24 protein-coding genes and 1 pseudogene are annotated in these 22,424 nt (G+C 67.6%); 17 read left to right on the top strand and 8 right to left on the bottom strand.

Translation table 11 applies throughout. From position 1 onward, the window contains the following. Positions 1–27: 27 nt before the first annotated feature. Both cysE and B3D50_RS15270 read left to right on the top strand, forming a co-directional pair. The gene (gene cysE / locus B3D50_RS15275) at positions 28–849 is read left to right on the top strand and encodes a serine O-acetyltransferase (RefSeq protein ID WP_286952507.1); all 822 of its coding nucleotides are present in this window, start codon (positions 28–30) and stop codon (positions 847–849) included. Between the two features lie 116 nt (positions 850–965). Next, a complete protein-coding gene (locus B3D50_RS15270) occupies positions 966–1,172 on the top strand; it encodes a DUF3126 family protein (protein WP_003164469.1) in 207 nt (68 codons plus the stop codon). 80 nt (positions 1,173–1,252) lie between these two features. Here B3D50_RS15270 and B3D50_RS15265 read toward each other — a convergent pair whose 3' ends face one another. Next, a complete protein-coding gene (locus B3D50_RS15265) occupies positions 1,253–1,882 on the bottom strand; it encodes a hypothetical protein (RefSeq protein ID WP_286952505.1) in 630 nt (209 codons plus the stop codon). Positions 1,883–1,962: 80 nt separating this feature from the next. Here B3D50_RS15265 and B3D50_RS15260 point away from each other — a divergent pair, with 80 nt between their 5' ends. The 5 genes from B3D50_RS15260 to B3D50_RS15240 all read left to right on the top strand — a co-directional run bounded on the left by B3D50_RS15260 (position 1,963) and on the right by B3D50_RS15240 (position 7,095). After that, positions 1,963–2,829 (top strand): 50S ribosomal protein L11 methyltransferase, encoded by an 867-nt coding sequence (locus tag B3D50_RS15260; protein ID WP_286952503.1) that lies wholly within the window; start codon positions 1,963–1,965, stop codon positions 2,827–2,829. Positions 2,830–2,995: 166 nt separating this feature from the next. Then, the gene (locus B3D50_RS15255) at positions 2,996–4,819 is read left to right on the top strand and encodes an aminopeptidase P family protein (protein ID WP_286952502.1); all 1,824 of its coding nucleotides are present in this window, start codon (positions 2,996–2,998) and stop codon (positions 4,817–4,819) included. Positions 4,820–4,835: 16 nt separating this feature from the next. Continuing rightward, positions 4,836–5,207, top strand: a complete 372-nt coding sequence (locus tag B3D50_RS15250; RefSeq protein WP_286952500.1) for a CidA/LrgA family protein — start codon at positions 4,836–4,838, stop codon at positions 5,205–5,207. Next, positions 5,204–5,896, top strand: a complete 693-nt coding sequence (locus B3D50_RS15245) for an LrgB family protein (RefSeq protein WP_286952498.1) — start codon at positions 5,204–5,206, stop codon at positions 5,894–5,896. Before B3D50_RS15250 ends, B3D50_RS15245 begins: the two co-directional genes overlap by 4 nt. 215 nt (positions 5,897–6,111) lie before the next feature. Further along, positions 6,112–7,095: an aldo/keto reductase gene (locus tag B3D50_RS15240; RefSeq protein ID WP_286952496.1), complete on the top strand. Its 984-nt coding sequence runs from the start codon at positions 6,112–6,114 to the stop codon at positions 7,093–7,095. Between the two features lie 63 nt (positions 7,096–7,158). Here B3D50_RS15240 and B3D50_RS15235 read toward each other — a convergent pair whose 3' ends face one another. The 3 genes from B3D50_RS15235 to ligA all read right to left on the bottom strand — a co-directional run bounded on the left by B3D50_RS15235 (position 7,159) and on the right by ligA (position 10,696). After that, positions 7,159–7,581, bottom strand: a complete 423-nt coding sequence (locus tag B3D50_RS15235; protein WP_003164483.1) for a DUF2147 domain-containing protein — start codon at positions 7,579–7,581, stop codon at positions 7,159–7,161. Positions 7,582–7,763: 182 nt separating this feature from the next. After that, the gene (locus B3D50_RS15230; protein ID WP_286952495.1) at positions 7,764–8,399 is read right to left on the bottom strand and encodes a 3'-5' exonuclease; all 636 of its coding nucleotides are present in this window, start codon (positions 8,397–8,399) and stop codon (positions 7,764–7,766) included. Beyond that, a complete protein-coding gene (gene ligA, locus B3D50_RS15225) occupies positions 8,378–10,696 on the bottom strand; it encodes an NAD-dependent DNA ligase LigA (RefSeq protein WP_286952494.1) in 2,319 nt (772 codons plus the stop codon). Before ligA ends, B3D50_RS15230 begins: the two co-directional genes overlap by 22 nt. 315 nt (positions 10,697–11,011) lie before the next feature. On the opposite strand from ligA, the gene B3D50_RS15220 reads away from it, so the two are divergent. The 3 genes from B3D50_RS15220 to B3D50_RS15210 all read left to right on the top strand — a co-directional run bounded on the left by B3D50_RS15220 (position 11,012) and on the right by B3D50_RS15210 (position 13,205). Continuing rightward, positions 11,012–11,977: a M20/M25/M40 family metallo-hydrolase gene (locus B3D50_RS15220; protein WP_286952493.1), complete on the top strand. Its 966-nt coding sequence runs from the start codon at positions 11,012–11,014 to the stop codon at positions 11,975–11,977. Between the two features lie 92 nt (positions 11,978–12,069). Then, complete coding sequence (locus B3D50_RS15215; protein WP_286952491.1) at positions 12,070–12,693, top strand: methyltransferase family protein; 624 nt, start codon at positions 12,070–12,072, stop codon at positions 12,691–12,693. 5 nt (positions 12,694–12,698) lie between these two features. Then, positions 12,699–13,205 (top strand): hypothetical protein, encoded by a 507-nt coding sequence (locus tag B3D50_RS15210; RefSeq protein ID WP_286952489.1) that lies wholly within the window; start codon positions 12,699–12,701, stop codon positions 13,203–13,205. 24 nt (positions 13,206–13,229) lie between these two features. Here the strand turns inward: B3D50_RS15210 and B3D50_RS15205 are convergent, their stop codons facing one another. Beyond that, positions 13,230–13,694: a peptidylprolyl isomerase gene (locus B3D50_RS15205; RefSeq protein ID WP_138141577.1), complete on the bottom strand. Its 465-nt coding sequence runs from the start codon at positions 13,692–13,694 to the stop codon at positions 13,230–13,232. Positions 13,695–13,774: 80 nt separating this feature from the next. Here B3D50_RS15205 and B3D50_RS15200 point away from each other — a divergent pair, with 80 nt between their 5' ends. Further along, entirely contained in the window at positions 13,775–14,497 is a 723-nt protein-coding gene (locus B3D50_RS15200) for an RlmE family RNA methyltransferase (RefSeq protein ID WP_286952485.1), read from the top strand. Here B3D50_RS15200 and B3D50_RS15195 read toward each other — a convergent pair. Continuing rightward, the gene (locus B3D50_RS15195) at positions 14,494–15,054 is read right to left on the bottom strand and encodes a DUF2061 domain-containing protein (protein ID WP_286952483.1); all 561 of its coding nucleotides are present in this window, start codon (positions 15,052–15,054) and stop codon (positions 14,494–14,496) included. The two genes, B3D50_RS15200 and B3D50_RS15195, sit on opposite strands and share 4 nt — an antisense overlap. A gap of 129 nt (positions 15,055–15,183) precedes the next feature. On the opposite strand from B3D50_RS15195, the gene guaB reads away from it, so the two are divergent. The 5 genes from guaB to guaA all read left to right on the top strand — a co-directional run bounded on the left by guaB (position 15,184) and on the right by guaA (position 20,656). After that, positions 15,184–16,644, top strand: coding sequence for an IMP dehydrogenase (guaB, locus tag B3D50_RS15190; protein WP_286952481.1), 1,461 nt, complete (start codon positions 15,184–15,186; stop codon positions 16,642–16,644). A gap of 65 nt (positions 16,645–16,709) precedes the next feature. After that, positions 16,710–17,108 carry an MAPEG family protein gene (locus B3D50_RS15185; RefSeq protein ID WP_286952479.1) on the top strand — a complete coding sequence of 133 codons (399 nt, stop codon included), beginning with the start codon at positions 16,710–16,712 and terminating at the stop codon, positions 17,106–17,108. A 1-nt stretch (position 17,109) separates the two neighbouring features. Then, the gene (locus B3D50_RS15180; protein ID WP_286952477.1) at positions 17,110–18,405 is read left to right on the top strand and encodes an RsmB/NOP family class I SAM-dependent RNA methyltransferase; all 1,296 of its coding nucleotides are present in this window, start codon (positions 17,110–17,112) and stop codon (positions 18,403–18,405) included. Continuing rightward, a complete protein-coding gene (locus B3D50_RS15175; RefSeq protein WP_269300225.1) occupies positions 18,402–19,097 on the top strand; it encodes a 5'-methylthioadenosine/S-adenosylhomocysteine nucleosidase in 696 nt (231 codons plus the stop codon). The genes B3D50_RS15180 and B3D50_RS15175 overlap by 4 nt, the downstream gene beginning before the upstream one ends. After that, positions 19,094–20,656 carry a glutamine-hydrolyzing GMP synthase gene (gene guaA, locus B3D50_RS15170; protein ID WP_286952475.1) on the top strand — a complete coding sequence of 521 codons (1,563 nt, stop codon included), beginning with the start codon at positions 19,094–19,096 and terminating at the stop codon, positions 20,654–20,656. Before B3D50_RS15175 ends, guaA begins: the two co-directional genes overlap by 4 nt. Before the next feature lie 243 nt (positions 20,657–20,899). On the opposite strand, the pseudogene B3D50_RS15815 reads toward guaA, so the two are convergent. Further along, positions 20,900–21,271, bottom strand: a pseudogene (locus B3D50_RS15815) (LysR substrate-binding domain-containing protein); the annotation flags it as partial. Beyond that, on the bottom strand, positions 21,243–21,467 hold the full coding sequence (locus B3D50_RS15160) for a LysR family transcriptional regulator (RefSeq protein WP_286952470.1): 225 nt from the start codon (positions 21,465–21,467) through the stop codon (positions 21,243–21,245). The gene B3D50_RS15160 and the pseudogene B3D50_RS15815, both read right to left, overlap by 29 nt. A 131-nt stretch (positions 21,468–21,598) precedes the next feature. Here B3D50_RS15160 and B3D50_RS15155 point away from each other — a divergent pair, with 131 nt between their 5' ends. Next, positions 21,599–22,372, top strand: coding sequence for an SDR family oxidoreductase (locus B3D50_RS15155; RefSeq protein ID WP_286952468.1), 774 nt, complete (start codon positions 21,599–21,601; stop codon positions 22,370–22,372). The last annotated feature ends 52 nt before the right edge of the window (positions 22,373–22,424 follow it).

Raw genomic sequence — 22,424 nt, 5'->3', positions numbered from 1 at the left:
TCGCCGCCTGAAGTCGAAGGAAGCCTGATGGCCAAGCTGGAAGTCGTGCCCAAGCAGCCGGACCTGTGGACGCAACTGCGCGCCGCCGCCGAGGACGCCGCGCGCGAGGAGCCGCGCCTGGCGTCGCAGCTGAACGCGGTCGTCCTGGCGCACGAGGATTTCGCCGGCGCGCTGAGCTTCCAGATCGCGCGCAAGCTGGGCGATGCGGAGCTGGGCGCCATGACGGTGCGCGAGGTGGCGCTGTCGGCCTTCGCCGCTGATCCGGGCGTCGTGGCCGCCGCCGAGGCGGACCTGAAGGCGGTGCAGGAGCGTGATCCGGCGATCCGGTCGCTGTTGCAGCCCTTCATGTATTTCAAGGGGTTCCAGGCGCTGCAGGCGTGGCGCGTGGCGCACTGGCTGTGGGAGCAGGACCGCGACACCCTGGCCTTCCATTTCCAGAGCCGGATTTCGGAGCTGTTCCAGCTGGACATCCATCCGGCGGCGCGGATCGGCTCGGGCGTCTTCCTGGATCACGGCACGGGCATCGTCATCGGCGAGACGGCGGTGGTGGGCGACGAGGTGTCCATGCTGCACGCCGTGACTCTGGGCGGGACCGGGGCCGAGCGCGGCGACCGTCATCCGAAGATCGGCCGCGGCGTCCTGCTGGGCGCCGGGGCCAAGGTGCTGGGCAATATCGAGGTCGGTGACTACGCCAAGGTGGCGTCCGGCTCGGTGGTGCTGAAGCCGGTGCCGGCGGGTTGCACCGTGGCGGGGGTGCCTGCAAGGCTGGTCAACTGCCCGACCGACGCCACGCCTGCGCGGACCATGGACCATACGCTGTCCGACATCGTCTATGACTTCGTGATCTGAAGTCGGTCGCTGCGCCTGTGGACGCCTGACGCGCGGGCTTCCCAAGGCGGGACGGCTTCTCTAGGGTCCGCGGCCAACGACATGCGCCTCATCGGCGCCAAAACGAGGCTGACCCCGTGACCGAGAACGACCTGAAGCGCGTCGAGACGCACCTGAAGCGCACCTTCAACCACGGCGGCATCAAGGTGAAGGCCCGCAAGGTCGCCGATTCCGCCGAAGTCTATGTCGACGACGAGTTCATCGGCGTGGTGTTCGAAGATGAGGACGAGGCCGGCTCCTTCATGTTCGAAATGGCCATCCTGGCGGAAGACCTGCCGGAATAAGCCGTCTCAGCCATGAGAATTGCAGAAGGCCGGAGAGGAAACCCTCTCCGGCCTTCTTTGCGTTTGCGATCAGCCTCTGATCACCAGCCGAACAGACGGGCGAAGAAGCCCTTCTTCTGCGGGGCGGGGGCCTCGACCGGCTTGACCGGCTCGGCGGCGGGCTTGGGCGCCGTAGCCTGAACGGGCGGCTCGACCGGCGCGGGGGCCGCAGCGACGACCGGCTCGGGCTTCGGCGCGGGCTTGGTCTCTGCGATGGGCGCGGGCGCGAGGGAGGCGGCGACCGGCGTCTCGACCGGGTCCGGAGCGGCGGCCTTGGGCGCGGCGGGCTTCTTGGGAGCCGCAGCCTTCTTCGGCGCAGCGGCCTTGGCCGTGTTCGTTTTGGCCGTGGTCGTCTTGGGGGAGGCCGGAGCCTTCGACGCCGCAGGCTTCTTGGCGGCAGGCGCCTTTGCGGCAGTCTTTGGCCCTGCAGTCTTTGGCGCGGCGGCCTTCGGCGCAGCGGTCGCCTTGGCCGCGGCGGGCTTGGCCGTCTTGGGAGCAGCCGCCTTGGCCGGAGCCTTGGCGGCGGCCTTCGTCGCGGCGGGGGCCTTTACGGCCTTGGGCTTGGCGTCAGCTTTTGTCGCTGTCGCGCTCGACTTTGCCGCCGGTTTCGGCTTGGAAGCGGCGGAAGCCGCTTTCGCGGCAGGTTTCGTTTCAGACGGTGCTTTGGCCATAAACTCCCCGACCCCTCGTTGGACACGGGCGTAAGGACAAGCCCGCACTGGCGATTCGTCATTATAACGGTGTTTGAGAAATGTCCGAATCCGCAGTTCAGGTGATCGCGCGCGGCGATCGCGCCCCGGCCGAAGCCGCCGCCGCCGCCATCGACGCCAACCCCCTGTTGGAGAACGCGACCTATTCCATCCTGGAAGAGGATGAAGACAAGGAAATCTGGCGCATCGACGCCTTTCCCACGACCGAGGAAGAGGCCGAGGGCATCGCCGAAATCCTGCGCGCCACGCCGGGGCTGGAGGTCGTGGTCGAGAAGCTGGCCGACGCCGACTGGCTGGCCATGAGCCTGTCGGGCCTGCCCCCGGTCGAGGCCGGGCGCTTCTTCGTCTACGGCGCGCATGATCAGGGCAAGATTCCTGAAGGCCGGGTCAATCTGAAGATCGACGCGGGCGCCGCCTTCGGCACCGGCCACCACGGCACGACGGTCGGTTGCCTGGAGGCGTTCGACAACCTGCTGAAGACTGAGAGCTTCGAGAAGGTGCTGGACGTGGGCTGCGGCACCGGCGTGCTGGCCATCGCGGCGGCGAAGACGGGCTCGCCCATCGCCGTCGGCACCGACATCGACGAGCCCTCGGCCCGCATCGCCAATGAGAACGCCCAGATCAACGACGCCAAGTGCGAGTTCTATTTCGCCGACGGTCTGAGCGATGCGCGCATCGCCCAGCACGCGCCCTATGATCTGGTGTTCGCCAACATCCTGGCCGCGCCGCTGGTGTTCCTGGCGCCCGAGATTGGCGCGGCGCTGAAGTCGGGCGGGGTGGCCATCCTGTCGGGCTTGCTGCGCACCCAGGAGGAGCGGATTCTGGAGGCCTATCTGCCGCTGGGCTTCGTGGTCGAGCAGACGATCCATCATGATGCGTGGAGCGCCCTGCAGCTGCGCAAGAAGTAGGGCGCTAATTCCCTTCTCCCCTTGCGGGAGAAGGTGGCCCGCGAAGCGAGACGGATGAGGGGTTTCTCGCCGTTTGCCGAGCTCCTTCATCCGCAGTCGCGAGACCCCTCATCCGGCCCTGCCGGGCCACCTTCTCCCGCAAGGGGAGAAGGAGTAAGAGGCCCTCATGCGCCAGACATTCGACGAAACCACCGATCCGTCCTTCGGGGCCAAGCACCTGCCTCTGCTTCGCGCCGAGATGGCCAAGCAGGGCCTCGACGGCCTGCTGGTCCCGCACGAGGACGAGCACCAGAACGAATACCTGCCCGACGCCAATGAGCGGCTGGCCTGGGTCAGCGGCTTCACCGGCTCGGCCGGGGCGGGCGTGGTGCTGAAGGACCGCGCGGCGGTCTTCGTCGACGGCCGCTATACGGTTCAGGCCAAGGCCCAGACGGACGAGGCCCTGTTCGAGCGTCAACCGCTGAACAAACTGGCTGACTGGCTGGAAGGCGTGAGCGCCGGTTCGGTCATCGGCTATGACCCGCGCCTGCATAGCGCCGATGCGCTGGCGAGCCTGCGCGCGGCGGTGGAGAAGGCCGGGGCGACGCTGAAGGCGGTCGAGGCCAATCCGATCGATCTGGCCTGGGGCGACGCCCGCCCGGCTCAGCCGCAGGCGCCGGTGGTCCCGCACGAAGACCGCTATTCCGGCGAGGGCGCTGCATCCAAGCGCGCCCGCATCGGCAAGGCCATCGCTGAGGCCGGAGCCGAGGCCGCCGTGCTGACGGCGCCGTCGTCGCTGGCCTGGCTGTTCAACATTCGCGGCGGCGACGTGATCCGCACGCCCCTGCCGCTGGGACAGGCGGTGGTGAAGGCCGACGGGACGGCCAGCGTCTTCCTCGACTCGGCCAAGGTGACGAACGAACTGCCTGGCTGGCTAGGCGACGCCGTGACTCTGGAGGCGCCCGAAGCGCTTCCGGGCGCGCTCGACGCCCTGTCGGGGCGCAAGGTGATGATCGACCCGGCCGTGTCCTCGGCCTGGTATTTCGACCGGCTGGAAGCGGCGGGCGCGACCATCGTGCGCGGCATGGACCCCTGCGCCCTGCCGCGCGCCCAGAAGAACGACGTCGAGATCGAGGGCAGCCGTCAGGCGCATATCCGCGACGGCGCGGCCCTGACGCGCTTCCTGCACTGGGTCGATACGGTCGCGCAGAAGGAGTTGCCGGACGAGCGGGCGGTGGTCGAGGCGCTGGAAGGCTTCCGCGAGGCGACCGGGATGCTGAAGGATCTGTCCTTCGACACCATCGCCGGGGTCGGGCCGAACGGCGCCCTGCCGCACTACAAGCCGGTCGGGGCCAAGATCCGCAAGATGGAGGCGGGCTCGCTGCTGCTGGTGGACGGCGGCGGTCAGTATCTGGACGGGACCACGGATGTGACCCGCACCATGGCGATCGGCGAGGGCACGGCGGACCAGCGCCGGATGTTCACCCTGGTCCTGAAGGGCCACATCGCCATGGCGACGATCCGCTTCCCGGCCGGGACCAGCGGGCGCCAGCTGGACGCCATCGCGCGTCAGCCGCTGTGGAATGCGGGCTTCGACTTCGACCACGGCACGGGCCACGGCGTCGGGTCGTATCTGGGCGTGCACGAGGGGCCGCAGCGCATCGCAGGCTGGGGCACGGACCAGCCGCTGCTGACCGGCATGATCCTGTCGAACGAGCCGGGCTATTACCGCGAGGGCGAGTGGGGCATCCGCATCGAGATGCTGCAGGTCGTCACGGCCCCGACGCAGGTTCCGGGCGGCGAGCGGCCGATGCACGGCTTCGAGCAACTGACCCTGGCGCCGCTGGATCGCCGCCTGATCGATACGGCGCTGCTGACGGCGGACGAGCGGGCTTACGTGGACGCCTATCACGCCGAGGTTCTGGCCAAGGTCGGGCCTCTGCTGGCCGACGGCGTGCAGAAGGACGAGGCGGCGCTGGAATGGCTGAAGGCCCAGACGACGCCGCTCTAAAGGAGACACCCGGCCGATGATCGGCGCCATCGCCCTGCTGCTCGTCTGCCAGTTGGCGGGCGAGGTGATCCACCGGCTGACGGGCCTGCCCCTGCCGGGGGCGGTGATCGGCATGGTGCTGCTGCTGGCGTGGCTGGCCTTTATTCCACGGGAGCGGCTGACGCTGACGCAGGTGACGGGCTGGCTGACGGCGCATCTGTCGATCATGTTCGTGCCCGCCGCCGTGGGCGTGATGGAGGAGGGAGCGATCCTGTCGCGTCATGGCGTCGGCATTGTCGTGGCGGTGGCGGTCTCGACCCTGCTGACGCTGGCGGTGACGGCGCTGGTGTTCCGCGCCGTGGCCGGACGTGAGCCCGAACCTGATGATAGCGGGGAGGGCGCGTCGTGAGCGATCTGATCGCGACGCCCCTGTTGTGGCTGGCGGTGACGCTGGTGGTGTTCGAGGCGGCCGACATCCTGTCGCGGCGCAGCGGGCGTCATCCGCTGTGCCATCCGGTTCTGCTGGCCACGCCGGTGCTGATCGGGATCCTGCTGGCGACGAAAACGCCCTATGCGACCTATGCCGAGGCGACGCAGGTGCTGGGCTTCCTGCTGGGACCGGCGGTGGTGGGGCTGGCCGTGCCGATCTGGGCGCAGCGGGCGACGATCCGGCGTCTGGCCAAGCCGCTGACCTGCGCCCTGCTGGCGGGAGCCGCGACGGCCATCGTCAGCGCCGTGGGCATCGTCTGGCTGTTCGGCGCGCCCGCCGAGATCATCGCTTCCATCGCCCCGCGCGCCACGACGACGCCGGTGGGAATGGCGGTGGCCTCTCAGTTGGGCGGGATACCGGCCCTGGCGGCGGTGATCGTGCTGATGTCCGGAGTGATCGGGGCGATGACGGCGACGCCGCTGTTGAACCTGCTGAAGATCAGGGATTATCGGGCGCGGGGCTTTGCGGTCGGGGTGTCGGCGCACGGCTTCGGCGCGGCGCGGGCGTTTCAGGTGGACCAGACGGCGGGCGCCTTCGCCAGTCTGGGCATGGCGCTGAACGCCGTGGCGACGGCGACGATTCTGTCGGTTGTGGCCAGCCTGATCTAACCATCCGCTCATGCTGGTGGACGCCGGGATCTAGTGCTTTGGCTTCAAGTCCATCGGCCGGTTGTGGAGCGCGGGGCTCTTACTGGATCCCGGCGTCCGCCGGCATGAGCGGGTAAGGGTGAAGGCGCGCCCCTTGAAATAAGGCTATACGGCGCCCATCTGGAGCGCGTCGGCGGATGCGCCGCCGACCCCCTCACATCAGAAGGAATGCGCGGATGAAGATGCGCAAGCTGGGCCGTAACGGCCCTGAGGTCTCGGCCGTCGGTCTGGGCTGCATGGGCATGAGCGCTTTTTACGGCGCAGCGGACGAGGCCCAATCCATCGCGGTGATTCACCGCGCGCTCGACCTGGGCGTCACCCTGTTCGACACGGCCGAGATGTACGGCCCCCACACGAATGAAGTCCTGGTCGGCAAGGCGCTGAAAGACCGCCGCGACGAAGCCTTCATCGCCACCAAGTTCGGCATCAACCGCCAACCGGACGGCTCGGCCGTCACCGACGGCTCGCCCGCCAATGTGCGCCGCGCGGTCGAGGGCAGCCTCAGCCGTCTGGGCGTCGACCACATCGACCTCTATTACCAGCACCGCATCGACCCCAATACGCCGATCGAGGAGACGGTCGGGGCGATGGCCGAGCTGGTGAAGGAGGGCAAGGTCCGCTTCCTGGGCCTGTCCGAGGCGGCGCCCGCCACCCTACGCCGCGCCCATGCCGAGCATCCCATCACGGCGCTTCAGACCGAATATTCGCTGTGGAGCCGCGATCCGGAGGACGAACTGCTGGGCGTGGTGCGCGAACTGGGCATTGGCTTCGTGCCCTACAGTCCGCTCGGCCGGGGTTTCCTGTCGGGCGAGATCAAGTCGATCGACGACTTGGCGCCCGACGACTTCCGCCGGACGAACCCGCGCTTTGCGGGCGACAATTTCCAGAAGAACCTCGATCTGGTCGATGCGGTCGGCGCCATCGCGGCGGACAAGGGCGTGACGGCGGCGCAACTGGCTCTGGCCTGGGTGCTGGCGCAGGGAGAGGACTTGGTCCCCATCCCCGGCACGCGCCGGATCACGACGCTGGAGCAGAACGCGGCGGCGGCGGACATCGTGCTGACGCCGGATGATCTGGCGCGGATCGAGGCTGTCTTCCCGCGCGGGGCGGCGGCGGGCGAGCGCTATGCGCCCGGCGGCATGAGCTCGCTGAACCGCTGATGTGAAAACGCCTCCCTCGCGATCGCGGGGGAGGCGTCTTTCATTCGGGCCTGGGCGAGAGACTTATTGGACGCGGGTCCAGGTCTGGGTCTTGCACAGGGGGGCGACGATGCAGCCGCGCAGGCGCAGGGTGTTGTCGTTGGTCAGGGTGATGGTGCCGCGATAGGTGCCGCCGTCCTCGGGATTGTAGACCGAGCCGCCGCGCCATTCGGTCGGGCCGCCGGTGAAGCCCGACAGCATCCGCAGGCCGCGCAGGGGACGGGTCCGCAAGGACTCGTCCTTGTTGCGGGCGTCGCGCACGTTCGGATCGGCGCGGATATGGCTGGAAGTGACGAGGACGCCGCACAGGGCCTGGCCGCAACGCTCGATGCGGACCTGGCCGCCGTTGGTCGGCGTCTGCCACAGGCCGGTCGGGTCGCTGGCGAGGGCCGGAGAAGCGAGGGCGGCGGCTGCGACGGCGAGCGCCGTCAGGACGGAGGTCTTCATCGGCGTTTTCCTTCTGACGGATCGTTGAGGCGATCCCTTGGACGAAGGATGATCCGGGGTTCGGTCCGAAACAAGGCCGAAATTGTGAACTTCACTCAATGATTACATGACCTTAGGTCAAGTTGCCCGCGCTGCGGGCGCCTAAGGCGATGGATTCGGGCGTCTTTTGCGGGAGGCGTCGATCAGCCGCCGCGCGGACGGCGGGGGCGGGTTCCAGCGTTGGAGCAGGCCGAATAGCCGTCGCGCCAGACGCGGCCCATGGTCAGGCGGCTGGCGTCGGCCAGGGCGCGGCAGTCGGCGGCCTGATGCATCTGAGCCGCCGCCAGGGCCACGGAGGCGCAGGCGAAGGCGTCTTCGGCCGCATCGTGGTGGCGGAAGGCGACGCCCAGTTCGGCGCAGACGTTGTTCAGCTTGTGCGAGGCGAAGTCCGGCCAGCTGATCTGGGCCAGCTTGACGGTGCAGAGGTAGTCGAACTCGGGATAGGTCAGGCCGTAGTGGTCGCAGGTGTTGCGGATGACGCTGACGTCGAAGGCGGCGTTGTGGGCCAGCACCGTGCGGCCCTGCAGGCGCGGGGCGATGACGGACAGGACGGCGGGGAATTCCTCGGCGTCCTCGACCTGTTCGGGGCCGATGCCGTGGAAGGCGATGTTGAAGCTGGCGAAACGCATGCCCGGCGGGCGGATGTAGTGGTGCTCGACGGATTCGATGACGCCGTCGTTGATCCAGGCCAGGCCGATGGAGCAGGGGCTGGCCCGCTGCTCATTGGCGGTTTCGAAGTCGATGGCGACGGCGTGCATCAGGCGATGAGGGCCAGCCACTCGTCCTCGGTCAGGACGGTCACGCCGTGTTTTTCGGCGTCCTTCAGCTTGGAGCCGGCGCCGGGGCCGGCGACGACGTAGTCGGTCTTCTTCGACACCGAGCCCGAGACCTTGGCCCCCAGACTTTCGGCGCGGGCCTTGGCCTCGTCGCGGGTGAAGCGTTCCAGCGAGCCGGTGAAGACGACGGTCTTGCCCGCCACCGGGCTGTCGGTCACGGGGGCGGCCACGTCCTCGACGCGCTCGAGTTCGGCCAGCAAGGCGTCGACGACCTGAAGGTTGTGCGGTTCGTGGAAGAAGTGGGCCAGGGCTTCGGCGGCGACCGGGCCGACGCCGGAGACGCCCGCGATCTGGTTCAGCATGTCGGAGGGGCCTTCGTTGCGCGCAACGGCGGCCCAGCGGGTCAGGTCGGTCCAGCCGTTTGAGATTTCCGCCAGCGAGCGGCGGGCGGGCGCGGCCATGCCGGGGAAGGCGAGGGCGATCTTCTGGTCCATCGGCGCCTCGGGCCATGGATCGTCGGCGGGGGGGCGGGCCTCGGCCATCAGGCCCAAGACGCGGGTGGAGATGGCGTGGGTCGCGGCCAGCGTCTTCCAGTCGTCGCTGGCGAGGCCGTTCGCGGCGGCCATGCAGGCGTCGCGGAAGGCGGTCCAGCTGCCGAAGGCGCGGGCCAGCACCAGCGAGGTCTGCTCGCCGATCTCGCGCACGCCCAGACCGAAGATCAGGCGATCGAGGCTGATGACGCGGCGGGCGTCGATCCCGGCGATCAGGTTGCCGACGCTGGTCTCGCCATAGCCGTCCTCGGCGCGCAGCAGGGCCAGCTTCTCTTCGTCGCGGGCGAGGCGGAAAATGTCGGCCGGCTCCTTGATCCAGCCGCGCGCATGGAAGGCGATCAGCTGCTTTTCGCCAAGCCCTTCAATGTCGAAGGCGCGGCGGCTGACGAAGTGCTTGAGACGCTCGACGATCTGGGCGTCGCAGATCAGGCCGCCGGTGCAGCGGCGTTTGACCTCGTCCCCCTCGCGCACGGCTTCGGAGCCGCAGACGGGGCAGGTGGTGGGGAAGACGTAGGGGATGGCGCCCTCGGGGCGCAGGGTTTCGACCACGCCGACGATCTGGGGGATGACGTCGCCGGCGCGTTGCAGGACGACGGTGTCGCCGATGCGCACGTCCTTGCGGGCGATCTCGTCCTCGTTGTGCAGGGTGGCGTTGCGGACCACGACGCCGCCGACGGTGACGGGGTGCAGGCGGGCGACGGGGGTCAGGGAGCCGGTGCGGCCGACCTGAATGTCGATGCCTTCCAGCACGGTCGTCGCCTGTTGGGCCGGGAATTTGTGAGCGATGGCCCAGCGTGGGCTGCGAGCGATGAAGCCGAGGCGCTGCTGCCAGTCCAGACGGTCGACCTTATAGACCACGCCGTCGATGTCGTAGCCGAGGCGGCTGCGGTCGGCCTCCAGCGTCTGATAGACGCCGATCAGGCCGTCGGCGCCCTCGACGCGGGCCGAGCGGTCGTTGACCTGAAAGCCCCAGCTGCGGAAGGCCTCCAGCGCGCCGTGTTGCGTTTCCGCGAAGGGGGCGGAGGTCTCGCCCCAGGCGTAGGCGAAGAAGGTCAGGGGGCGCAGGGCCGTGATCTTCGGGTCTTTCTGGCGCAGCGATCCGGCGGCGAAGTTGCGCGGGTTGGCGTAGGTGCGCTTACCTTCGGCCTCGGCCGCCGCGTTGAAGGCGTCGAAGGCGGCGTTGGGGGCGTAGACCTCGCCCCGGATCTCGATGACGTCGGGCCAGCCGGAGCCGGTCAGGGTCTGGGGGATGCTGTCCAGCGTGCGCAGATTGGCGGTCACGTCCTCGCCCGTCTTGCCATCGCCGCGCGTGGCTCCCTGGACCAGGACGCCCTTTTCGTAGCGCAGGCTGGCCGAGAGGCCGTCGATCTTGGGCTCGGCGACGAAGGCGATCGGTTCGTCGCCCGGCAGCTTGAGGAAGCGGGCGATGCGAGCCACGAAGTCGTGCACCTCGCCCTCGTCGAAGGCGTTGTCCAGCGACAGCATGGGCACGCCGTGGCGGACCTCGGTGAACTGGGTCGAGACGGGGGCGCCGACTCTTTGCGACGGCGAGATTGGGCTGGACAGGGTCGGGAAGGCGGCTTCCAGGGCCAGTGCGCGGCGTTTCAGCTCGTCATAGTCAGCGTCGGAAATCTCGGGCGCGGCGTCGGCGTAATAGAGAGCGTCGTGACGCGCCAGTTCGGCCGACAGGCGATCCAGCTCTTCGCGCGCCTGGGCTTCGGTCAGGGTTTCGACGGGCGTATGGGGCATGGGAATCGCAGGAAGTCGGCAAAGGCGGAGGGGGTTCTTTAGCATCCTGTCGCCGCCATGACAGAAACGTAATCTGACGCGGCGGCCGGGGGCCGCTAGAGCGTGGCCTGTGATTGTTGGCGCCGTCCAACGCCCGTCATCCTCGGGCTTGTCCCGAGGATCCAGAGACTCAGGCCTTTCCTGGCGCGCGTCGAGCGTTAGTGTCGGGCGTCGTGTTTATGGATCCTCGGGACAAGCCCGAGGATGACGACATCAAGGGGCGTTGGGAGGGGGAGCCTTTCTTCGTCCCGCCGTCTCACTCTGCCGGAGCCCTTCATGCGTCCTGTCCTCGTCAGCCTGTCCGTGATCGCCGCCGCCCTGACGCTGGCCGCCTGTGAGACGACGACCGTCCCGGCCGCGCCGGAAACGCCCGCCGTCGCCGCCGCCTCGGCCGATTACGCTCAGTTGATGGAGAATCTGCGCATCCTGTCGGCCGACGACATGCAGGGCCGAGACACCGGCTCTGAAGGCGGAGCCAAGGCGCGCGAGTACATCGTCAGCCGACTGGAGGCGCTGGGCGTTCAGCCCTCGCCGATGGGGCGTCTGCAGCCGTGGGAGATGCAAGGCCGCACGCGCGAAGGGACGAAGACCTACAGCGGGACCAACATCATCGGCGTGATCCCCGGCACGCGCGTGGCCGACAAATACATCGTGGTGACGGCCCACTATGACCATGTCGGCGTCAACGACGGCCAGATCTACAACGGAGCGGACGACAACGCCTCGGGCGTGGCGACCATGCTGGAGCTGGCCAGGCGGCTGAAGGCCAACCCGCCCGAGCACAGCGTCCTGATCGTGGCGCTGGACGGCGAGGAGCGGGGCCTGCTGGGCGCCAAGCATTTCGTCGAGGCGCCGCCGGTGCCGCTGCACGCGATCGCGATGAACCTGAACTTCGACATGACGGCGCGGGCCGACAGCGACGGCAAACTGTGGGTGACGGGCACCTATCAGCACCCCTATTTCCGCCCGGTGCTGGATCAGGTTCCGGCGCGCCGGACCGTGGCCCTGGCCTTCGGCAAGGACACGCCCGAGGACAAGGGCGCCGACAACTGGGTCGAGGCGTCGGACCACGCCGCCTTCCACCGCGCGAGCCTGCCGTTCCTGTATTTCGGCGTAAACTATCACACGGACTATCACCGCCCGAGCGACGATTTCGAGAAGGTCAATCCGGCCGTGTTCCAGGACGCGACCGAACTGGCCATCGGCGGGTTCCGGGCGCTGGATCGGTGGCTGGATCAGTGATTTTTGCGACCGCGAAACGCTCGCAAAGATAAGCCTTGAAAGCGCCGCAAGAGCGGCGTTCTGTCGCAGTCGCATCAGTCAAGGAAACACAGATGTCGGCGACGCAGGACTTTGATCTTCAGCGGGTGCAGAAGCTGCGGAAGGCGGCGCTGCTGGTCGGACTGATCGGCGTGGCCGGGCTGGCCTTCGTCAGCCGGTCCATCGGCGGCGAGACCATGCTCCATGAGGGGCTGGAGGCGTTCGGCCTGGGCCTAATCGTCGTCTGCATCGTCGGGCGGGCCTGGTGCTCCCTCTATATCGGCGGGCGCAAGAAGGCCGAGATCGTGGATCGCGGACCCTATTCGATCAGCCGCAACCCGTTGTATGTCTTCAGCTTCATGGGGGCGTTCGGCGTAGGCGCGCAGACGGGCAGCGTGACGCTCGCGACTGTCTTCCTGCTGCTGACGGTGGCGGTCTTCTACGCCACGGTGAAGCGCGAGGAGGCCTGGCTGTCGGGCGCTTTCGGCCAGACCTATGCGGACTATTGCGCGCGGACGCCGCGCTTCGGGCCGGACTTCTCCAAATGGCGCGACGCCGACAGCCTGGAGGTGCGTCCGCAGTTCTTCCTGACGACGCTGCGCGACGGCTTGGTCTTCCTGCTGGCCGTGCCGCTGTTCGAGTCCGTCGAGCGGTTGCAGGATCTGGGCTGGCTGTCCGCCCTGGTGCGCCTGCCTTGAGGACCGTGCCGGTTCTGCTGGCGGCGACGCTGGCCCTGACGGTCGCCGCCTGCGACCGGCGCGCGGCGCCCGACAAGGTCGGGCAGGCGGCCGCCTTCAAACACGACCTGCCCGAGGACGTGTCCGGCTATTACATCCCCACGACGGCGGTTCAGGTCGGCGACTGGCGGCTGCATCACCTGTTCCTGGGCCAGGTTCCCGACTTCATGGCCTGGCGCGACGGGCAGCGGACGGCGGGCTTCGCGCCGATCATGATGGAGTTCGAAGCGGGGGATAAGACGCGGCGTACGCGGCTGATTCCGACGGCCTATGACGTGACCGAGGATCGGGTGCGCTTCGAGGCGACGTCGCGGGAGCTGGGGGCGGTGACGTTCGACGGAAGGCTCGACCAGGATGCGTTGGCGAAGGCGCGGCGCAATCTGGGAGATCAGGGCGTCGTCCTGAAAGGGACGCTGAAGGTCGGGGACCGGACCTTCGACGGGGTGTCGATGCGGTGGTGGGCGGGGGACTGATCCCCCGCCGCTGAACCTTCGTCCTTAGGCGACGGTCGCCTTGACGATCTTACCCGGCGCGCGCGGCGGCTCGCCCTTCGGCAGGGCGTCGACGTGTTCCATGCCTTCGATCACCTCGCCCCAGACGGTGTACTGGCCGTCCAGGAAGCGGGCGTCGTCGAAGCAGATGAAGAACTGCGAGTTGGCGCTGTCCGGGTTGGCGGTGCGGGCCATGGAGCAGACGCCGCGGACGTGCGGCTCCTTCGAGAATTCCTGCTTCAGGTTCGGCTTCTTCGAGCCCGAGGTGCCGGTGCCCGTCGGGTCGCCGCCCTGGGCCATGAAGCCCGGAATCACGCGGTGGAAGACCACGCCGTCATAGAAGCCTTCCTTGGCCAGATCGGTGATCTGCTTGACGTGGTTGGGGGCCAGGTCGTCGCGCAGCTTGATGACGACGTTGCGTTCGGCGCCGTCGCCGGTGTCCAGGGTGAAGGTCAGGGTTTGGTCGGCCATCGGGCGCTCCTTGAGGTTATGCGAGCCGGAATTGTGCGCGGGTCATAGCGGCTGAACGCCGTCAGGGCTATGTGGGAAGCATGAGTGAAGACGAAAAGCCCGCCGACAAGCCGCAGGAACGCCGCCGCATGGTGCGTCTGCCCACGGGCGGCACCGCAGCCGGGCGAAAGGTCGGCCAGAAGATCAAGACGGCCGACAAGAAGACCCTGTCCAGCCAGGCGTGGATCAAGCGCCAGCTGTCGGACGAATGGTCCGACCGCGCGCGCGCCGAGGGCTGGCGCAGCCGCGCCGCCTTCAAGCTGATGGAGATCGACGACAAGTTCCGGCTGATCAAGCGCGGCTCGCGGGTCATCGACCTGGGCGCGGCGCCGGGCGGTTGGGTGCAGGTGGCGCTGGATCGCGGCGCGGCGGCGGTGGCGGGCGTGGACCTGCTGATGATCGAGCCGATTCCGGGCGCGACGCTGATTCAGGCGGACTTCACCGATCCGGGCGTGGATCAGCAGATGCTGGACGCCATCGGCGGGCCGCCGGATCTGGTGCTGTCGGACATGGCGCACAATACGGTCGGCCATCGCCAGACGGACCACCTGAAGATCATCGCCCTGATCGAGATCGCGGCCGATTTCGCCATCCGCACCCTGCGGCCTGGCGGAAATTTCGTGTCGAAGAACTTCCAGGGCGGCGACGCCGGCGGGGTGCTGACGCGCCTGCGCGAAGAGTTCGAGACGGTGAAATACGTGAAGCCCGACTCGAGCCGCAAGGGCAGCGCCGAGGTCTTCCTTGTGGCGCTGAACAAGCGTTAGGCCGATGCGCCCTCAGCCGCTGCGGCGGCGCGACGGGCGGCTTTTCTGGCCTCGACCCGCGTCCAGATGCGGTCGTGCAGGGTGAAGAAGACCGTCTGCACCAGAGGCTCGATCGTGCCGATGGCCAGGGCGATGCGGATGTCGCGCGTCAGGGCGAAGGCCACCAGCACCGCCACGGTGAAGTGCATGACGCCGTAGGTGACGGTCTTCAGCGCCACCTGCTTCAGGTTGCGGGGCAGGGCGTGGCTGTGGCCATGGTGGTTGTGCGCGCGATTCTGCTCGTGCGCGTTCATCACCTCCAGACGGGCGGTGAAGGCCTCGGCTGTCTCCTCGACGCCAGACAGCATCTTGCGGCGTTCGATCCGGTGCCAGACGCGGTCATGGATGGAATAGGCGATGGTCTGGAAGATCGGTTCGACCACCCCGACCGCCAGCGCCAGCCGCCAGTCGCGCGTCAGGGCGAAGGCCACCAGGATCGCGACGATCAGGTGCATGGCGCCGTAGCTCGCAATCTTGAGAGCGAGCTGTCGCGCCGTGTTGATCAAGATGCGAACCATTATCGGGAAATGCGGCCTCTCGCCGTCCGTTTCAAGGCAATTCCTCTTAATATGCACGATAGCGCGGGCTTGGGGTTGCGGTTCCCCGCAAACGGGGGCTATACGCGGCCCGCAAAATGGAGGCTCCAAATGGAGATACGCGAAGGCCTAACCTTCGATGACGTTTTGCTCGAACCCGGTCCGTCCGAGGTCATGCCCGCTGATGTCGATGTATCGACCCAGCTGACACGCGAAATCAAACTGAACATCCCGCTGCTGTCGTCCGCCATGGACACGGTGACGGAAAGCCGCCTGGCCATCGCTATGGCGCAGGCGGGCGGCATGGGCGTGCTGCACCGGAACATGACCATCGACGAGCAGGCCGAAGAGGTCCGCGCCGTCAAACGCTATGAAAGCGGCATGGTGGTGAACCCGGTCACGGTCGCCCCCGACACGACGCTGGGCGAAGTCCTCCAGATCGTCGAGCGCAAGAAGATCACCGGCTTCCCCGTGGTCGATCCCAAGAGCGGCAAGCTGGTCGGGATGTTGACCAACCGCGACATGCGCTTCGAGACGGACCTGAACCTCAAGGCCGCCGATCTGATGACGACCGGCGAGCTGATCACCCTGCGCGAAGGGGCGGCCGGGCGCGAGGCGGCCCGCGAGCTGCTACGCACGCGCAAGATCGAACGGGTCATCGTGGTGGACGACGCCTATCGCGCCGTCGGCCTGATCACCATGAAGGACATCCAGAAGGCCCAGGCCTTCCCCAACGCCTGCAAGGACGAGCAGGGCCGCCTGCGCGTCGGCGCCGCCTCGACCGTGGGCGACGCCGGGTTCGAGCGCGCCATGGCGCTGGCCGATGCGGGCGCGGACGTGGTGGTGATCGACACCGCCCACGGCCACTCGGCCTCGGTCGCCCAGGTGGTCGAGCGCATCAAGCGCGAGAACAACCGCGTGCAGATCATCGCCGGCAACGTCGCCACCTATGACGCGACGCGCGCCCTGATCGACGCCGGCGCCGATGCGGTGAAGGTCGGCATCGGGCCGGGCTCCATCTGCACCACCCGCATCGTCGCGGGCGTGGGCGTGCCGCAGCTGACGGCCATCGTCGACGCCGCCCGCGCGGCGGAAGGCACGGGCGCTTCGGTCATCGCCGACGGCGGCATCAAGTTCTCGGGCGATCTGGCCAAGGCCATCGCGGCGGGCGCCAATGTCGCCATGATGGGCTCGATGTTCGCAGGGACCGATGAAAGCCCCGGCGAGGTCTTCTTGTACCAGGGCCGGTCCTACAAGTCGTATCGCGGCATGGGCTCGGTGGGCGCCATGGCGCGCGGCTCGGCCGACCGCTACTTCCAGAAGGAAGTCTCGTCCGAGAAGCTGGTCCCCGAAGGCATCGAGGGCCAGACCGCCTACAAGGGGCCGATCGCCCCGGTGGTGCACCAGCTGGTCGGGGGCTTGCGCGCCTCCATGGGCTACGTCGGCGGCGCCAATATCACCGACTTCCAGCAGCGTGCACGCTTTGTCCGCATCACCAATGCGGGCCTTCGTGAGAGCCACGTTCACGACGTGATGATCACGCGCGAGGCGCCCAACTATCGTCAGGGCTGACCTGATCCGCTCCCGGCCCCGGCCGGGAGCGGTTTTGTTTTGGGCCTGCAGAACAGGAGACGGGCGTGACGACTGAACTGACCTGGCTGGCGGCGACGCTGGTGCTGGCTCTGGTGCAGGTCTTCCTGCCCGCCTTCGCTCGAACGCGCGAGTTCGGCCTGTCGTGGAACGCCGGAGCGCGGGACAAGACGCCCGAGGCGCACAGCCCCGTCGTCGGTCGTCTGGAGCGGGCGCAGGCCAATCTGTTCGAGACCCTGCCGCTGTTCATCGGCGCCGTGCTGATCGCCCAGGTCGCTGACCGAACCGGCGCGCTGACGGCGTGGGGCGCGGCCCTCTACTTCTGGGCGCGCGTCGCCTATATCCCGCTTTACGCCCTGGGCGTTCCCTATATCCGGTCGCTGGTGTGGCTGGTCTCGCTTGCGGGACTGGCGATGTGCCTTCTGGCCCTTTTCATCCGAGTCTGATTTGACCCCAGCCGCCCGCCTGGCCGCCGCCGCCGCCATCATCGACAGCATTTCGCAGGGCCGCCAGCCCGCCGACGCCGTGCTCAAGGCCTGGAGCCAGCAGAACCGCTATGCCGGTTCGGGCGACCGCCGCGCCATCGCCGAGCGCGTCTATCAGGTGCTGCGCGCGCGGGGCCGCCTGTCGGCCTATATGGGCGGGCGTCAGGACGGACGCGCCCTGATCGTCGGGGCTCTTTCGGTGCTGGACGGCGCTACGCTGGAGGAGATCGAAGGCCTCTACAACGGCGAAGGCTATGGCCCGCGTCCCCTGTCCAAGCACGAGCGCGGCCGCGTCATGGCGGGCGAGGACGCGGTCGATCTGGCCGAGGTCGCCCTGCCGGACTTCGTGACGGCGGACCTGAAGGCGGTCCACGGCGACCGTTGGCGCGAAGAGGTCGAAGCCTTGAGCGGCCGCGCGCCGGTGGACCTGCGCGTCAACTCGCTTCGCGCCACGATGGAGGAGGTCGAGACCGAGCTGCGCGACGCCGGGCTGTCGCCCCAGCACACTCCGCTGTCGGGCTGGGGCCTGCGCCTTGACGCCGAACCGGCGCCGAACGTGCAGCCGCTGGACGGCTTCCAGAACGGCCATTTCGAGATTCAGGACGAGGCCAGCCAGGTGGTCGGCTGGCTGTCCGGCGCCTTCCCCGGCGCGACGGTGGTGGATTACTGCGCGGGCGGCGGCGGCAAGACGCTGGGTCTGGTGCAGGCCATGCAGGGGCAGGGGTCGCTGATCGCCTGCGACGTCTCGGCCAAGCGTCTGGACAATGTGAAGCCGCGCCTGGCGCGCGCGGGCGTCGAGGCCGACCTGCGCCTGCTGGGCACGAACGGCGGCGGGGTCGAGGATCTGAACGGTCAGGCCGACGTGGTGCTGGTCGACGCGCCGTGCTCGGGCTCGGGCGCCTGGCGGCGTCGGCCGGAGGACAGCTGGCGCCTGACGGCTGAGGAGGTCGCGCGCCTGCACGCGCTGCAGCTGCGGATTCTGGGGCAGGCGACCAAGCTGGTGCGGCCGGGCGGGCGTCTGGCCTATGTCACCTGCTCGGTGCTGGGCGCCGAGAACGAGGCCACCGCCGTCGCCTTCGAGGCTGCGCACCCGGATTTCAAGCCCGTCCCCGTCGCCGATGCGGCGCATAGCGCGGACCTGACCGAGGCGGGGCGCGAACGCCTGACCGCCCTGGCGCAAGGAAATCGCCTGCGTCTGTCGCCCGCTGCGACCGGCACGGACGGCTTCTTCATCGCCCTGTTTGAGCGCGCTTCGTGAGGCTGGAGCGCTATGGCGCCGTCACCGTCCTGCCGGTCATGGCCGCACCGGCTGAATACGGCGAACATCTGCGCGCCCGCATCGACCCCTTGATGACCGGCATCGGGCCGGTCGAGGGGGCGGTGTCGCTGACGGCGGCCCTGGCGCGGCTGGAGGCAAGGGGAGAGACGCCGGACCTGATCCTGTCGTTGGGCTCGTGCGGGTCGCGCGTGCTGGATCATGCGGCGGTCTATCAGGCGTCGTCCGTGGCCTATCGCGACATGGACGCCAGCGCGCTCGGGTTCGAGAGGGGCGTGACGCCGCTGCTGGACATGCCCGCCGTTCTGCCGCTGCCGTGCCCCATCCCCGGCGTGCCGAGCGCGCGCCTGTCGACTGGCGGAAACGTCGTCTCGGGCGCCGCCTATGACGCCATCGACGCCGAGATGGTGGACATGGAGACGTGGGCGCTGGTCCGCGCGGCCCAGACCTTCGGCCTGCCGCTGTTGGCGCTGCGCGGCGTGTCGGACGGCAAGGCCGAACTGACGGGCCTGCATGACTGGACCTCGACCCTGCATCTGGTGGACGAGAACCTGGCCCAAGCCGTGGACGGCCTGATCACGGTGCTGACGGATCATGGCCTCGCAGCCCTTGAAATTCCGGCCCTTCAGGGCCAAACCCTCGCCCAATCGCTCGCCCCGGATTCGACCTTATGACCCAGCCGACCCAACACCAGAAGGTGCTCATCGTCGATTTCGGCAGCCAGGTGACGCAGCTGATCGCGCGCCGCCTGCGTGAGGCCGGCGTCTATTGCGAAATCCATCCGTACAACAAGGCGGGCGAGGCTCTGACGGCGATGCAGCCGCAGGCCATCATCCTGTCGGGCGGCCCGAACTCGACGACCGAGGCGGACAGCCCGCGCGTCGATCACGCCGTCTTCGACTACGGCGCGCCGATCCTGGGCATCTGCTACGGCGAGCAGCTGATCTGCGCCGAGCTGGGCGGCAAGGTCGAGAGCGGCCACCACGCCGAGTTCGGCCGCGCCGAGATCGTCATCACCAAGGACAGCCCCCTGTTCGCCGGCATCGGCGCCCTGGATCACCGCGAGCCGGTGTGGATGAGCCACGGCGACCGCGTGACGGCCCTGCCGGAAGGCTTCCACGTCATCGCCACCTCGGAAGGCGCGCCCTTCGCCGCCATCGCCGATGAGACGCGCAAGATCTACGGCGTGCAGTTCCATCCCGAGGTGGTGCACACGCCGCGCGGCGCCCAGCTGCTGAAGAACTTCACCCACGGGGTGGCGGGCCTGACCGGCGACTGGACCATGGCCGCCTATCGCGACGAGCAGATCGCCAAGATCCGCGAACAGGTCGGCGACGCCAAGGTCATCTGCGGCCTGTCGGGCGGGGTCGACAGCTCGGTCGCCGCCGTGCTGATCCACGAAGCGATCGGCGACCAGCTGACCTGCGTCTTCGTCGACACCGGCCTGCTGCGCAAGGACGAGGCCAAGCAGGTCACGGAACTGTTCCGCGAGCACTACAATATCCCGCTGGTGCATGTGGACGCTTCCAAGGAATTCCTCGGCGAACTGGCCGGGATTTCGGACCCGGAAACCAAGCGCAAGACTATCGGCCGCGTCTTCATCGAGGTGTTCGACCGCGAGGCCGCCAAGATCGAAGGCGCCGCCTTCCTGGCCCAGGGCACCCTCTATCCCGACGTGATCGAGAGCGTGTCTCCGACCGGCGGCCCCTCGCACGTCATCAAGAGCCACCACAACGTCGGCGGCCTGCCGGACTTCATGAAGCTGAAGCTGGTCGAACCCCTGCGCGAACTGTTCAAGGACGAAGTCCGCGCTCTGGGCCGCGAACTGGGCCTGACGGACGCTTTCGTAGGACGCCATCCGTTCCCCGGACCGGGCCTGGCCATCCGCATCCCCGGCGAGATCACGCCGGAGGCGGTCGCCACGTTGCAGGACGCGGACGCCATCTATCTGGACGAGATCCGCAAGGCGGGCCTGTACGACGACATCTGGCAGGCCTTCGCCGTGCTGCTGCCGGTCAAGACGGTCGGCGTCCAGGGCGACGCCCGCACCTATGAAAAGGTGCTGGCCCTGCGCGCCGTCACCTCGACCGACGGCATGACGGCCGACTTTTACCAGTTCCCCTGGGACGTCCTGGCCAAGACCGCCACGCGCATCATCAACGAAGTCCGCGGCGTCAACCGCGTCGTCTACGACGTGACGTCGAAGCCGCCGGGCACCATCGAGTGGGAATAATCCGGCCTTTTGGGAACTTTCAACATCGCTTTCGAAATGGCACGCAAGTCGCTGATTTCGAAGGCTCGATCCAGTCGACAAGGTCCGCAGGGCGCGTGGCAGGTCAGAGGAGTTGTAGCAATCTCTCAAGCCATTGGGCGAACACGTGCAGGCTGAGCGAAAGGTGCTTCCGATGGGGGGTAGAGCAAGGTAACCAGCATAAGGCTGGGCCTGATGCTCGGCCATCATCTCGACGAGTTCGCCAGCGTCGAGATGACGCCGGACATTATAGGCGGGAACCTGAATCAGTCCCAAGCCGACGAGGCAGCAAGTGACGTAGGCTTCGGCGCTGTTGACCGTGACGCGGCCGCACATCGGCAGGCTGCGAACCTTGCCGTCTTCGGTCCATTCCCAATCCTCGATCCGGCCGCTCGTCGGCGACGCATAGTTCACGGCATGATGCGTAGAGAGATCGGAAGGTGATTTCGGTGCGCCGTAGCGCTCTAGATAGGTCGGGCTGACGACGTTGATCAGCGGAAATTCGCCGATAAGTCGGGCGATCAGCTGTGACGCATTCTGGCGGAAGAGGTTTTCCGTGTCCTCGACCTCAGCGATGGCTGCGCTGGCAGCGCTCATAGAAGGCAAGGCCGTCCTGGGTCGGAGACACCTTGCGCGTGGTGCGATGGAGCAGGCGTGCGCCGACGTGCGCCTCGAGTTCCTGAATGGCTGCGGAGACGGAGGAGCGGGGGACGCTCAGCAAGTGAGCCGCCCGCGTGAAACTCGAGCATTCGACTACGCGCGCGAAGATGCGGAACAGATCGATCCGGTCCATGCTCGAGGCTCTCCTACTGGATACGATTTCTGACAATTGATGCCAGAATGTTCGACTTTATTGGTCTGTCTAACGCGATAGGCTCTGTATCTGGAAGCCGCCGGTATGGGCGCGCAGCCTAGGATCGAGCCATGACTGACCACAGCATCAAGGGCAAAACCGTCATCATCGCCGGCGGGGCCAAGAATCTCGGCGGATTGATCGCACGCGATCTTGCGGCACAAGGAGCGAAGGCCGTAGCGATCCATTACAATAGTGAAGCCGCTAGGGCAGAGGCGGATGCGACTGTGGCGGCGATCAAAGCGGCCGGCGCGGAAGCCGTCGCCTTGCAGGCGAACCTCACCACCGCTGACGCTATGCAAGGCCTCTTTGACACGACGATCAGGGCGTTAGGGCGACCCGATATCGCCATCAATACGGTCGGCAAGGTTCTGAAGAAACCGATGCTCGAGATTTCGGAGGCTGAGTACGACGAGATGAGCGCCGTGAACGCGAAATCAGCCTTCTTCTTCCTGAAAGAGGCGGGAAAACATCTCAACGACAACGGCAAAATCTGTACGCTCGTCACCTCGCTGCTTGGCGCCTATACGCCCTTCTATGCGGCCTATGCAGGGACCAAGGCGCCGGTCGAGCATTTCACCCGGGCGGCGTCCAAAGAGTTCGGCGAGCGTGGAATCTCGGTGACGGCCATTGGGCCCGGTCCTATGGACACGCCCTTCTTCTACCCGGCCGAAGGGGAAGACGCTATCGCCTATCACAAGACGGCGGCGGCGCTGTCGAATTTTTCGAAAACCGGGCTGACTGACATCGAGGATATCGTTCCCTATATCCGCTTTCTGGTCAGCGACGGATGGTGGATGACTGGCCAGACCATTCTCGTCAACGGCGGTTACACGACGAAATGAGGCGATGGGCGGCCTGCCGGAAACGATAAGCCGCAGCGTCTGACCGGCGTTT

It is taken from the genome of Brevundimonas sp. UBA7507, assembly GCF_002478355.1.
Taxonomy (GTDB): Bacteria; Pseudomonadota; Alphaproteobacteria; order Caulobacterales; family Caulobacteraceae; genus Brevundimonas; species Brevundimonas diminuta_D.
The sequence above is the reverse complement of the archived record's forward strand: the minus strand, read 5'-3'. Positions and strand labels throughout refer to the sequence as shown.